The sequence below is a fragment of the Paenibacillus sp. FSL H8-0261 genome (assembly GCF_045040645.1).
Classification (GTDB): Bacteria; Bacillota; Bacilli; order Paenibacillales; family Paenibacillaceae; genus Paenibacillus_AQ.
The window spans coordinates 4,821,923-4,834,835 of the sequence record NZ_CP150297.1; the positions used below are offsets into that span (position 1 = coordinate 4,821,923).

16 protein-coding genes are annotated in these 12,913 nt (G+C 44.6%); all 16 read right to left on the reverse strand.

Translation table 11 applies throughout. From position 1 onward, the window contains the following. Positions 1–5: 5 nt before the first annotated feature. Positions 6–1,571 (reverse strand): anthranilate synthase component I, encoded by a 1,566-nt coding sequence (gene trpE / locus MHI27_RS21485; RefSeq protein ID WP_340971559.1) that lies wholly within the window; start codon positions 1,569–1,571, stop codon positions 6–8. 332 nt (positions 1,572–1,903) lie between these two features. Continuing rightward, positions 1,904–2,278 (reverse strand): chorismate mutase, encoded by a 375-nt coding sequence (gene aroH / locus MHI27_RS21490; protein WP_042190180.1) that lies wholly within the window; start codon positions 2,276–2,278, stop codon positions 1,904–1,906. Then, positions 2,272–3,375 carry a 3-dehydroquinate synthase gene (gene aroB, locus MHI27_RS21495; protein ID WP_076284564.1) on the reverse strand — a complete coding sequence of 368 codons (1,104 nt, stop codon included), beginning with the start codon at positions 3,373–3,375 and terminating at the stop codon, positions 2,272–2,274. Before aroB ends, aroH begins: the two co-directional genes overlap by 7 nt. Before the next feature lie 2 nt (positions 3,376–3,377). Next, the gene (gene aroC / locus MHI27_RS21500) at positions 3,378–4,547 is read right to left on the reverse strand and encodes a chorismate synthase (RefSeq protein WP_042190184.1); all 1,170 of its coding nucleotides are present in this window, start codon (positions 4,545–4,547) and stop codon (positions 3,378–3,380) included. 213 nt (positions 4,548–4,760) lie between these two features. Continuing rightward, positions 4,761–4,922 carry a hypothetical protein gene (locus MHI27_RS21505; RefSeq protein ID WP_170880309.1) on the reverse strand — a complete coding sequence of 54 codons (162 nt, stop codon included), beginning with the start codon at positions 4,920–4,922 and terminating at the stop codon, positions 4,761–4,763. A 107-nt stretch (positions 4,923–5,029) separates the two neighbouring features. Beyond that, positions 5,030–5,833 (reverse strand): protein-glutamate O-methyltransferase CheR, encoded by an 804-nt coding sequence (locus tag MHI27_RS21510; RefSeq protein ID WP_076284563.1) that lies wholly within the window; start codon positions 5,831–5,833, stop codon positions 5,030–5,032. A 27-nt stretch (positions 5,834–5,860) separates the two neighbouring features. Next, on the reverse strand, positions 5,861–6,304 hold the full coding sequence (ndk, locus tag MHI27_RS21515; protein ID WP_405174682.1) for a nucleoside-diphosphate kinase: 444 nt from the start codon (positions 6,302–6,304) through the stop codon (positions 5,861–5,863). Between the two features lie 99 nt (positions 6,305–6,403). Next, complete coding sequence (locus MHI27_RS21520; RefSeq protein ID WP_076284562.1) at positions 6,404–7,372, reverse strand: polyprenyl synthetase family protein; 969 nt, start codon at positions 7,370–7,372, stop codon at positions 6,404–6,406. Continuing rightward, positions 7,369–8,229 carry a menaquinone biosynthetic enzyme MqnA/MqnD family protein gene (locus MHI27_RS21525; protein WP_076299575.1) on the reverse strand — a complete coding sequence of 287 codons (861 nt, stop codon included), beginning with the start codon at positions 8,227–8,229 and terminating at the stop codon, positions 7,369–7,371. The genes MHI27_RS21520 and MHI27_RS21525 overlap by 4 nt, the downstream gene beginning before the upstream one ends. 4 nt (positions 8,230–8,233) lie before the next feature. After that, positions 8,234–8,836, reverse strand: coding sequence for a UbiX family flavin prenyltransferase (locus MHI27_RS21530; RefSeq protein WP_042190195.1), 603 nt, complete (start codon positions 8,834–8,836; stop codon positions 8,234–8,236). Beyond that, on the reverse strand, positions 8,833–9,708 hold the full coding sequence (locus tag MHI27_RS21535) for a UbiA-like polyprenyltransferase (protein WP_042190197.1): 876 nt from the start codon (positions 9,706–9,708) through the stop codon (positions 8,833–8,835). The genes MHI27_RS21530 and MHI27_RS21535 overlap by 4 nt, the downstream gene beginning before the upstream one ends. Continuing rightward, entirely contained in the window at positions 9,701–10,453 is a 753-nt protein-coding gene (locus MHI27_RS21540) for a demethylmenaquinone methyltransferase (RefSeq protein WP_405174683.1), read from the reverse strand. Before MHI27_RS21540 ends, MHI27_RS21535 begins: the two co-directional genes overlap by 8 nt. Before the next feature lie 3 nt (positions 10,454–10,456). Further along, the gene (locus MHI27_RS21545; protein WP_231573320.1) at positions 10,457–11,410 is read right to left on the reverse strand and encodes a heptaprenyl diphosphate synthase component 1; all 954 of its coding nucleotides are present in this window, start codon (positions 11,408–11,410) and stop codon (positions 10,457–10,459) included. 30 nt (positions 11,411–11,440) lie between these two features. Continuing rightward, positions 11,441–11,983, reverse strand: coding sequence for a hypothetical protein (locus MHI27_RS21550; protein WP_339242722.1), 543 nt, complete (start codon positions 11,981–11,983; stop codon positions 11,441–11,443). A 94-nt stretch (positions 11,984–12,077) separates the two neighbouring features. Continuing rightward, complete coding sequence (gene mtrB, locus MHI27_RS21555; protein ID WP_042190204.1) at positions 12,078–12,326, reverse strand: trp RNA-binding attenuation protein MtrB; 249 nt, start codon at positions 12,324–12,326, stop codon at positions 12,078–12,080. 117 nt (positions 12,327–12,443) lie between these two features. Next, positions 12,444–12,716 (reverse strand): HU family DNA-binding protein, encoded by a 273-nt coding sequence (locus tag MHI27_RS21560; RefSeq protein ID WP_036676223.1) that lies wholly within the window; start codon positions 12,714–12,716, stop codon positions 12,444–12,446. Positions 12,717–12,913: the final 197 nt, after the last annotated feature.

Here is a 12,913-nt window from a genome sequence, read left to right on the forward strand (position 1 = left end):
ATAAATCAAACCACTTGTTCAGGGGTATATTCGTACATATAATCTTGGTTGATAACTTGTTTTTCTTTCACTTCGGTTGGAAACATAGCTTCTGCCATACGAATAGCTTTCAGCATGCCCTTCGCCTTATTCACCGTTTCTTCATACTCTTTCTCGGGAACCGAATCCCAAACGATACCTGCTCCGGCCTGTACGTACGCACGACCTTTCCGGAAGATGATGGTACGAATGGTGATACAAGAATCCATGTTTCCTGAGAACCCTAAATATCCAATTGCTCCGGCATAAGCACCTCGAGCTTCTTTTTCCAGCTCTGCTATAATCTCCATTGCTCGCAGCTTCGGTGCCCCAGAAACCGTTCCGGCAGGCAGACAGGAGAGAAAGGCATCAAAGAAATCTTTATCCTCACTGAGCGTGCCTGACACATTCGATACCATGTGCATGACATGGGAGTATCTTTCAATCTCCATAAAGGAATCACATTTTACTGAACCAAATTTGGATACTCTCCCTAGATCATTACGACCCAGATCAACAAGCATCAGATGTTCCGCACGTTCTTTTTCATCCTCCAAGAGCTCCGCAGCAAACGCCCGGTCTGCTGCTTCACTGTCACCCCTTGGTCTAGTTCCAGCAATCGGCCGTGTCTCTACACGATTTCCATCCACCTTTACGAGTGCTTCAGGTGAAGTGCCAACAATAATCTCCTCGTCCATTTTCAAATAGTACATATAAGGAGAGGGGTTAAGAGTTCTGAGCATCCGGTATACATGCAATGGAGAAACTTCCGTTTCAATATGCAACCGCTGTGACAATACCACTTGAAAAATATCGCCTGAGCGAATATATTCCTTCGCCTGTTCTACATTGTTGATGTACTGCTCTTTAGTGAGATTAGAATGAATCTCTCCAAGCTCGATATCCTGCGGAATGCTGCGACGATTCACATTTTCCTTAGGGCCTTCTTTTTGTAGATCTTCGGCCATAGCCTCCAGCTTACGACTCAGACTTTCATAATTGGATCTGATATCCGAATCTGTATCTCCGTCTTTTACATGCAGGTTACCAACAAGCAGAATCTGTTGCTTCACATGGTCAAAAACAATAATCCGATCGCAAAACATAAATCTTATATCATCCATTTGGAGATCATCCACAGGATGCTGAGGTAACTTCTCATAATATTGCAGCAGATCATATCCGAAAAATCCGATAGCCCCTCCAGTAAATGGAGGCATTTCGTCAAGCTTAGGACTACGGTATGAACGAAGTAACGCTTTAAGCTCCTCAATCGGCTTTCCGTATAGTTGCTTCTTCTCTCCGCCGACTTCAACGTTAATTGCACCCTTTTTACCGGATATCATCAAAAAGGGATCGCTACCGATGAACGAATACCGTGCCCATTGTTTTCCACCCTCTACACTTTCAAGTAAGAACGCGCGATCACGTTCAGCGAAACGTTGGAATAATCGGATAGGTGTTTCCATATCCGCGAGCAGTCGCTTTACAACAGGAATCAGATTATAATCCCGCGACAGCTTTACCACCTCTTGAACACTTGGATTCGTCATTGTTAGATGCCCCCTTAGATATATGAATGGTTCCGAAATACAAAAAAACCCTCTACCGAAGTAGAGGGTTTGTGTAAGTAAGTATATGTTTTTGAGCATTGATTAGCATAATTATGTAGTGTTTACAGACTTATCCCTAAATAAGATATATCACTGATAAATGACTTCAGTGCATATCAAAATAAAGACTCTGCTTACACGATACATGCTAATCTAAAAAACTTCTCGCACTCTGCTCAACTATACTCATCTCAACTAAACTAAACTCTTCTATACTCGGCTAACTACACTATACATGATGACGAGGGTCATTGACAACCCACAACTATAATTTAAGACTTGCTCTCTGATAAATCCGGACGTAGCTTCTGAGCCTCATTCAGATAAACGTGGCGAATCTCACGCTGCGATTTATCCGTATTAATCTGTACCATCAACCGGATACACATCGGCAAGCTTCCTTTAACCGGGATTTCCGTTGAACACATAAGTGGAACCATTTCCCAGCCTTCAATCTCACGAATAGCTCTTGCAGGAAAAGTAGCATCCAGATCATTGGTCATCGTAATCCATACATTGCTTATATTCTCAGCTATAACATCATTACGTTCTACGATCTCCCGCAGCAATATAACGGTCTCACGTAAAATCTCTGCCTCTTCGTTCTTAGTCACGGTTGTTGCTCCGCGAATTCCTCGGTTTACCACGGTCTTCCCTCCTTCTTAAGCTCTGCGAGAACCTCTCGCACAAGCGACTCCTGCACATCGTTCACAATGCTTACAGAGCCTATGGAATCAGGCACGATAAAGGTCATCTTGCCTTCCTTGAATTTCTTATCATGCATCATAGCGTCCATCAGTTCATCTTCATCATACTCGGAAGGAAGCCGTACAGGCAGTGACAGCGCGGTCAGCATAGATACAGTATCCTCATAAATGGAAGTATCCCGCCCAAGCTTCGCAGCCAATAGCGCTGAACCCGCCATCCCAATCGCAATCGCTTCTCCGTGCAGAAACACACCATACCCACCAACTGCTTCAATGGCATGTCCGATCGTATGTCCAAGGTTCAATATCGCTCGAAGTCCATGCTCACGCTCATCATTCGCCACTACATCTGCCTTAATTGCACAGCCACGCTCTAAAGCATAACCTAAGGCTTCGACATTCAGCTCTAGCAGCTCTTCGGCATGATCACGACACCAATATGCGAACTCTTTGTCCACGAGGAGACCGTGCTTTAACACTTCAGCCAGACCTGATGACACTTGCCGTGCTGGAAGAGTACGTAATGTATCCAAATCGTAGAGTACCATTGACGGTTGATAGAAAGCCCCTATCATATTTTTGGCTAATGGATGATTGACCGCCACTTTACCACCCACACTACTATCATGAGCTAGGATCGTCGTTGGAATTTGCAGAAAGCCGATTCCACGCATATAGGTTGCTGCTACAAATCCTGCTAAATCGCCAACCACGCCGCCGCCTAAAGCTAAAACTGCTGAATTGCGATCTAATCCTGCTTGAATCGCGGTTGTCATGACTTCTTCATACACGGCTAATGATTTAGAGGCTTCACCTGCCGTCATTATGTGACTAACCACAGTATAACCGTGAGAACGTAAAGCTTCTTCAAGTGCCGGCAAGTACCTTGGCGCTACTTCAGTATCACTCACTACTAACAGTGGACTACGCTCCGAAAATCCGGCCTCAGTACAATAATGGGCGATGTCCTTTAGTAAACCACTACCGATAAGAATAGGATACGAGCGGTCGCCCAAATCTACATTAATAGTACGCATAATTAGTAGCTCTCCAGCTGTGATAGGTAATTTTCATAGTTCGCTTTAATTTCTTCCAGTGAGTCGCCACCGAATTTATCAAGGAAAGCTTTTGCGATTTCCCAAGCTACTACGTTTTCCAGAACAACACACGCCGCTGGAACTGCACAAGCGTCGGAGCGTTCAACTTGCGCTGTAAATGGTTCTTTCGTGTCAATATCCACACTTTGAAGCGGTTTATAAAGGGTAGGGATCGGCTTCATGACACCGCGAACTACAACCGGCATGCCGTTAGTCATACCACCTTCAAAACCACCTAAGCGATTACTTGCACGGTAGTATCCTTTAGAAGCTTCATACATAATTTCATCATGGACTTGCGATCCTCGCAATTTGCCAGCTTCAAACCCAATGCCAATTTCAACGCCTTTGAATGCATTAATCGACATTACCGCCCCAGCGATTGCTCCGTCAAGCTTCCGATCAGACTGTACATAACTGCCAAGTCCGATAGGAAGTCCTTCGACGATACATTCAACGATTCCACCGATGGAGTCTCCCTCTTCCTTAATCTGATCTATGTAAGCCTCCATCTTCTGTTCCGTTTCTTTGTCGACAACTCTGACAGAGGACTGTTCTGTCCGCTCAATCAGCTCATCAATAGGCAGATCGTTAGCAGGCGCTTCAATTTCACCGATACGAATAACTTGCCCTGCTACCTTCACGCCAAAAGCTGCAAGCAGCTGTCTGGCTACAGCGCCACATGCAACTCTGGCTGCTGTTTCGCGAGCACTGGAGCGCTCCAGTACGTTACGAAGATCTGTATGGTTGTACTTCAATCCGCCATTCAGGTCTGCATGGCCAGGACGCGGCCGATTTACGCGGCGTTTTTCTTCGTCACTGCCAGGAATAGGCTCGATATTCATGATGTTCTTCCAGTGGGTCCAGTCTTTATTCTCTACTACCAAGGCTACTGGAGCACCTGTAGTATAGCCATGACGCACTCCACCTACAATTTGTGCCGTATCTTTCTCAATCTGCATGCGACGTCCACGTCCATAACCCTTTTGTCGACGCTGCAATTGAAAATTAAGCTCTTCAAAATCCAATGTCAAATTACTTGGCAATCCCTCAATAATGGCCGTAAGCTGGGGGCCGTGCGTTTCCCCCGCTGTTAAATAGCGCAAACTCATGCTGCGTTCCCCCTTTTATACTTTTAAACTGTAAACCGCTAAAATCCTAATGATCTTTGCTCATTATAGTATAGGCAATCCTCTTTGACAAGAAAGGGATCTCCCTAAAACGACTCCATTCGCGACAAAATGAATTGGTTTTTGTGTAAAGAAAAAGCGCCATTCATACTCTAAAGAGTATGAATGGCGCTCCTCGGCTCGGTCCGGCACTTGTTAGCTTCCGATCCGCTGACTTGTTGAAGGAAATGTAGACTTACGCTCTTCCAGTTGCAGAAGGCGCTTCAATTGCATTTCTTCTACACCGAGAATTTGCCCGCACTCACGAACGGTAATAAAGCCTCGTTTGTACGCGGCAATGACCTTGCTTTTGTCCATCGGTTTAACGATCCTTTCGCTTAGCTTACAGATTCTACTACCCAGTATCACTGAACGATAGCGAAAGTATACCTATAAAAGTACACAGACGAAGGAGCAAGAAGTATTTATTTTTTACGATAGAAAAAGGTTTCCGTCGATTCAAAGCCATATTGCGCTGGCGTAAAGATCTGCTCTGTACTACCTACAAACAAATACCCGCCTGGACGTAAACTAGCCGAGAACTTATGGTAGAGCTTATTCTTCGCCTCTTCAGTAAAATAGATCATTACATTGCGACAAATGATAAGATCAAAACCCTCATCGAACTTGTCCAGCAGTAGGTTCTGTTTACGGAAATCTATGTTTTTCTTAAGCGTGTCGCTAACTTTGAATAAATGACCCTCGGGTTTAAAGTAACGCGCAGCAACATCCTTAGGCACATCCTTTAAAGAACGTTCCAGATACAAACCTTGCTTTGCTTTGGAAAGCGCACCGTCGTCAATATCCGTAGCCAGAATGCCAGTCTGCCCCAATAAATTCTTATCCGATAAAATCATAGCCAGCGTATAGGGTTCTTCTCCAGTGGAACATGCAGCGCTCCACAGTTTCAATCTGCGACCAGATTGTTGTATGTCAGGAAGAATGATATCTCGCAGTACTTCCCACCGATTCGGATTCCGCCAAAACTCGGAGACATTAATCGTCATTCGGTCCAAAAATTCATAAAATAATTCCTTGTCCTTCATCATTGCGGCAAAAAAATCACTAAAGGTTTGATATCCATTCTTCACACGAAGAGTCGTTAAACGCCGCTTCATCTGCGCTTCTTTATACTGAGCCAGATCAATTCCGGTGCTTTGCTTAACATGATGAATAAACCCGATGTAATCTGAATCTGCTGTTAATGCTGCAACATTACGATCAGACATGTTAATCCCCCGCCTCCCGCTTGGCTCCTACATCCAGACTGCGATCTCTTTGTTATAAAGATTCAATTCATCTGGAGTAAAGAAATTAGCAATTTCTCGTTCTGCACTTTCAGGCGAGTCTGATCCATGAATTAAATTAAGCGGTGTATGGCTGGCAAAGTCGCCTCGAATCGTACCCGGCAAGGCTTCTCCTACCTTCGTCTTACCAATGAGCGTACGGGATAATGCTACAACATCATCACCTTCCCATACCATTGCAAACACTGGACCTGAAGTTATAAAAGAAACCAACTCTGAAAAAAAGTCCTTGCCAGCATGCTCCGCATAATGTATTTTTGCTTGGTCTTCACTAACTGTAATCAGCTTTGCAGCGACCAGCTTAAAGCCCTTATCTTCAAAGCGTGAGACAATACGCCCAATTAATCCACGTTGTACTCCATCCGGTTTGACCATCAGATACGTCTTTTCCATAGAGGCACTCTCCAATTTCCCATTAGTTGGGTTGTTTTGACGCTATCTTAACAGAAACCGAGCTTTCTGGAAACGTTTAATTTCATGATCACCAAAATACTAATAAGCTCTACCTGTTACAAAAAAGGCAATATCGCGCAGATTACGCTTAGTCTTGTTGTTAGGCAACTGATCTAGTGCAGCAAGTGCCTTCGCGATATATCGCGAAGCCAGCTCCTCGGAACGGACAATTCCGTCTCCAGAAAGAATAAGATCAATAGCACGCCCTACTGTGCTGTGCCCTTCACGAATAGACTTCAACTCCTCAAGAAGCGGAGCTCGCAATCTTTCATCCTCCAGGCTATAAATGACAGGAAGGGTGATGTTCCCTTGCCGCATATCACTTCCTGGAGGTTTACCGATTTGCTTTTCGGTGCCTGAGAGGTCAAGTAAATCATCACGAATCTGGAAAGCCATCCCTACATTGTATCCATAATTATAAAGTAGACGAGCCACCTCTGGTTCAGCATCAGCAGCAAGTGCACCTAATTGGCAACTGACTGCAATCAACAGCGCTGTTTTGCGGCGAATCCGCCGCAGGTAATGACGCACACTTTGCTCACTGTTGAAGAAGTCACGAATCTGCTCCATCTCACCGATCGACATTTCAATCATGGCCTTGGACAAAATCTGATGAATTCGCGGATTCTTCAGCTCCGTCGTCATCACCAGTGCTTTCGCATATATGTAGTCACCGGTGTACATGGCAATTTTATCGCCCCATTTGGCCTTAACAGTAAGTTCACCCCGGCGCAGTTCTGCATCGTCAATGACATCATCGTGAACTAGTGAAGCGCTATGAATTAGTTCTAGCGGTATCGCCACACGCTTCAGCTTCTCAAGATCATACTTTCCAAATTTCCCACCCATCAAAACAAATACGGGACGCAATCTTTTACCGCCAGCTTTTAATAAATGCAGAGAAGTCTCGGTTAGTAGGTCGTCATCACCCTGTACGCTACGGTACAAATCTTTTTCAATCTGATCCATGTCTCTGTTCAGTAATCCGAATATTTGCAGTCGTTTCATTCCTTCACCCGTGTCAACAGTTTATGACTCCAAATCTCCATCTTCACTGCCTGCGGCAGCAGACCCATCTCATAGGCATAGCGGAAATAGAGGTTCAGACCTTTCTGCTGCCTTTCTCCAAAATCATAGCTTAAATTGCGAAAGTACCCTTCCCAATAAGACTTAGTTCCTCCAATTGTCGAACAGGCTGCAAGTACTATAGGATCTAAATCACTTAGTCCCCGCAGTTTACTCTCAGCAAAAGCTTCTGCAATCTCCGCAATGGCTTCCGGTTTGTCATTCGCAGCTTTTCGATTCACTGCCCAGACCGCAAAGGTCATCCCTAAGCCCGTCCATTCTTTCCAAAGCTCCGCCAGATCCGTAACGATATACCCTTGATCCTGCCAAGAGGCTTTAATCGCATGATCACCAATGAGTAAGCAGGCATCTGCTTGATGCATCATAGCATCCAAATCAGGATTAGCGCTAATATATTCTGGTTTATTGCCAAAAGCCTTTTCCATTAAAATTTTCAGCAAATTTACCGATGTTGCAGAAGTGTTCGTAACAGCAATCGTACCTGTACCTATCTGTGCAAGAGGCACTCGAGAAAAAAGAAAAATAGACCTCACAGGACCGTCCGCACTTACCGATAAATCAGGTAACAGCAATAACTTATCACTGGCTTCAGCATACGCAAAAGAGGATAATGCACCCACATGAATCGTTCCACGACTCATCCCCTGATTAAGAATGGCAGGTACCTCACTCACCATCTCTGCCGGATATTTCAGTGCAGAGGGATGAAAATTGTGAAATACCGGCCATGAGTTAGTATAGCTGATTTTGCCTATGATGGTGTGGCTGTTATTCTCCATCCTTTCAATCCCCCCATCTGCGAAATAATTGATGTTCAATATTAAAGCTGTCAAGCACTTTACCCACCATGAAATTAATCAGATCATCCATACTTTGTGGCCCAAAGTAAAACGCCGGCATTGCCGGAATGATCCGAACCCCCAGACGGGACAGCTTCAACATATTCTCAAGATGAATAGCATGCAGAGGTGTCTCACGAGGAACAAGGACCAGTGGACGTCCTTCCTTAAGCATAACATCAGCAGCACGAGTCATCAGATTGTCGGAGGTTCCATTAGCAACCGCAGACAATGTTCCCATGGAACAAGGCATAATAATCATCCCTTCCACACGAAACGAACCACTTGCAATAGATGCACCGATATCAGCGACAGGATGATAAAGTAGAGAACCGGGATAGCCTTTGAACTTTTCGTTCAAAAAGCCTTCCCGGTCTGATGCGATATAACCTAGTTCTTCTTTAAAAACGCGCCAGCCCGCATTACTTACTACCAAATGAACGGAGTAGCCTAGCGATAGCAACGTTTCGATCAGACGAATACCATAAATAGCACCGCTTGCCCCTGTAATTCCTACCACGAAGTTTTTCGGTTTAGTAAGCGTCATTTTTTGAAATGCACCACCAAGTCAATCAGAGTGAAAGAGAACACCACGATGCTTAGCACGCCGTTCATAGTGAAAAAAGCGGTCTGTAAACGACTGAGATCACTCGGAGATACAATATAATGCTCATAAAAGAGAATAATATATGCGAGGATCATACCAGCCACATACCACCAGCTTAAATCCGTCAAAAACAGCAGCGATACGAATCCAATCGCCGTAAGAATGTGAAACACACGAGCAATAACGAGTGCACCTTGGACCCCAAATCGCACTGGAATGGATTTTAAGCCTTCTTTAAGATCAAATTCAACATCCTGACAAGAGTATATAACATCAAAACCAGCCGTCCAAAACACAATTGTGAAGTAAAATACCATTGAAGTCCAATTCACACTACCGGTCACAGCTACCCAGCCGCCCAGCGGTGCAAGCGCAATGGTGAGGCCGAGGATAAGATGGCATGCCCATGTAAAGCGCTTAGTGAATGAATAAATAACAAGAAGGAATACAGCGATAGGTAACAGCTTAGCTGACAAAGGATTCAATTTAAAGGCTGCCCAAAAGAGCAAGAAAAACGAAATGCCTATAAAAATGACAACTTCACCGATCTTAAGTAACCCTGCAGGAATCGCTCTTCCCGCTGTGCGTGGATTCTTGGCATCACTGATTCGGTCTATTAATCGATTCAATCCCATAGCTGCACTGCGTGCTCCAAACATAGCGATTACAATCCAGCCAATTTGACTCCAGGATGGGAGGCTATCATTCATGACAACGGATCCCAGTAAAGCACCCATAAAGGCAAAGGGTAAAGCAAATACCGTATGTTCAAACTTAATCATTTGTAAAAAGATACCGATTTTCTTAAACATTCCCGTTCTCCTTGAGCCCAATATGTAATGCCGCGATGCCTCCGGTCAAGGGGAAGGATTCCACTTTTTGAAGTCCGGTTTCACGGAAAATAGTGGCCAGTTGCTCCCGGTCTGGGAACATTGCCAATGATTCTGGCAGCCATTTGTATTGCTCGTACCTTTTCGCGAATAACTTACCCAGCAATGGAAGCACACGCTGGAAATAAAAGAAATATACACCTTTAAACGGCTGTTTCATCGGCTTGGATAGCTCCAAACATACAACCATTCCACCAGGTTTCACTACCCGCTTCATTTCGTTAAGCACTTGAACAGGATCTGGCACATTGCGTAGTCCAAATCCAATCGTTGCATAATCAAACTCATTGTCTTCAAAAGGCAGCTCCATAGCATTTCCCTGCACCAGCGAAATACGGTCCTGAAGCTTGCGCTCTTCCACTTTGCGGCGACCTACTTCAAGCATACCTGCGCTGAAATCCAGTCCGATTACATTGCCAGTCTGCGAAGCTTCCGCCAAAGCGATGCTCCAATCACAGGTTCCGCAACATAGGTCAACGGCCGAATCCCCGCGCTTCATCCCCATCTTCTTCATCGTGAATTTACGCCATGCCTTGTGGCGGCGAAAGCTTAGGATGTCATTCATCAAATCGTATTTTCCAGCAATACTCTCAAATACGGAATGTACAAACTGCTCTTTTGGTTTGCTGTTGTCACCCACAGCAGTTGTCGTTTTTTCCATAGTCATCCCTTAACCCTCCACGGCTGCTTGTCCTGTGACCTTCATCTGCAGGAGAAAACGATCCAGCGCGATCTCTAGCTCTCTAAGTAAACTCTCGTCTTTAACGCTTTGCAATAGGCCCTGAATAGACTGAAGCGATTGATGAAGCTTGTCCGTCAGTTGCGAATCACATTTATATTTCATTTTTAGCATCTTCCATTCCTTCTGATCAAGGTTTAGGTCTTGAAGTTGCTTACGTTCTTCCTCTGTTGCAGTCTCCATCATCTTCCAGTAGCAATAGCCATTCCCTGCATTCGCAGGATCATCACTACGAAGAAGTTCAATAGCAACGGTCTCGCACTGACTGAATTCTGCCAGCAGTTTTTCCCACAGCTCCACTAAGGAGTTCTCAATCATAGGCGTAAAAGAAAGGAACAGCCGCATATTCAGCTGTACCATGTGCCGCAAGTATTGTTCAGCCGAAAGGCGTATGCCTCTCATCTTCACGTAGAGATTCGCTTTCAAGACATTGAAATCTGCAATCGCCTTACTCAAGATTCCAATCATCTCGATCTGATCACTCTTTGCAAGCAAATGGTAAAACCAGCTGCTGAAGTAATCGCCAGCTAGTACCTTCAATTGACGGGAACGCATAGGGTCTCCCCCCCGTCTATCATTCGAACGGTCAATGACCTCATGCGTGTCCAGACCTAGTTGAACAAGCGCTGTCACAAGCGTGTACAACTCTCCGGCACTTCCTTTTGCAGAAGAAGCATGATTTAGAAAAATATATAACAAATGACCCCGGCCATCAGAAAACGGCGGCAAATCCGTATGCTTCTGAATCATGTCGTAGTCGGTGTAGGGTTTAGCCAGTTGCGGTATGCAGTACGGTTTCATTTCAGCCTCCGAAGCCATTGACATAATAATAATTCGTTTGTTCACAATCTTGTCTATTATATCACATGTTTTTTTGTCACGCACTGTGGTACGCCTGAGTTTCTTTTAATCCATTTAAGGATAAATGAACTGTTTCTTCCAGAGCTCGGTTTCACTAATGCGGAAGCCCGTTTTGAGACGATCCGATATAGGAAGATTACCCGCAGACTGAAGTTCATCTTGCAGCGTATAAGACCACTCAGAACGTCTGATATCACCAGCTAACAGCAGTCGGCGGCTACCAAGCCATTTATCTTCTACCACAATGCGAAGTAGAAGTTGATCCACATTCGAGGTTTCCTGAATAGCAAAGGAAATGGCCAGAGCCATATTTTGATAGAGTTCCTCAGGTTCATGATCGTTCCCGCTCACTTTCAGATCCAGTGACAGAACATGATCTTCCCAGCCAACGCTATCTATGGATAAGGTCAACGGAAGAGCGCCCAGAACATCAACAAGATTGTCATTGCCCAGCACTGTGTTATGGCTGCCAGTAAAAGTCTCCACTGTCCCATTTCTCTGCTGTACGGATGAGTCTAAGTCTGCCAGTTTCGGCAAAATAACAGCAGAGGTCGCAGTCAAGAGTAATACGGCACCAATCAACCAGGCTTTGTTCATGGACACGCCCCCCTTATCCATAGTACCCACTTTTTTGTGGATATGATCATTCACCCTTACTATATTTTGAAAAAAAGCAGGCTATGCCTGCTTTTCAGCTTTCACTTTCCAATTGTCCGTGTTTCGTTAAAATTTCAGCTTTTCCGCGGATTTTCATTGCTGAGGTATGATCGGTAAATTGGGCAATCAACACCTCACCCTTGTCTAGCTTCTCTGTATGATGAAAGCGTGTATCCGTACCTCTAGTTAGCCCAATGACTTGAACGCCATTTTCTTTGGCCTTAACCACAATATAGTCGCTACCTGTCGGAAGCGGATTTTCGCTCGTATTTTTATCCGTCATCGCTGATCCTCCTCTAAACCTAATGTACAGCCCATGCTATTCCAAAAAACAAATGCCGCCTTGGAGGGCGGCATAGTTGTTACTTAAAAAGACTATGGGATTGATATGTAGAAATCTTTATTTGATTCCGTCTTTCAGCGCTTTACCAGGTTTGAATGCCGGTACCTTGCTTGCAGGAATTTCGATTTCTTCACCAGTTTGTGGGTTACGGCCTTTACGTGCGGAACGTTCGCGCACTTCAAAGTTTCCGAATCCAACCAGTTGTACTTTATCACCGCTTTGCAGCGCTTCTGTAATTGCTTCGAAAACCGCATCTACAGCTTTAGTAGCATCCTTCTTGGGAAGTTCAGTTGCTTCTGTAACTACATTGATCAAATCAGATTTATTCATGTTTTCTCACCTCCCTGAGTAAATTTCCGGTATCATACACTGTTTCCGTTTAAACGTAAAATATACGTGATAATCCCGTTTATTACTGAACACTGGCGCCCATAGACCTTGAAGCGCAACAAACTTATAGTAATACAGCCCATCCATAAATTCAAGCAGTTAGACAAAAAAGGAGTAGAAATTATCATCTATGCTTG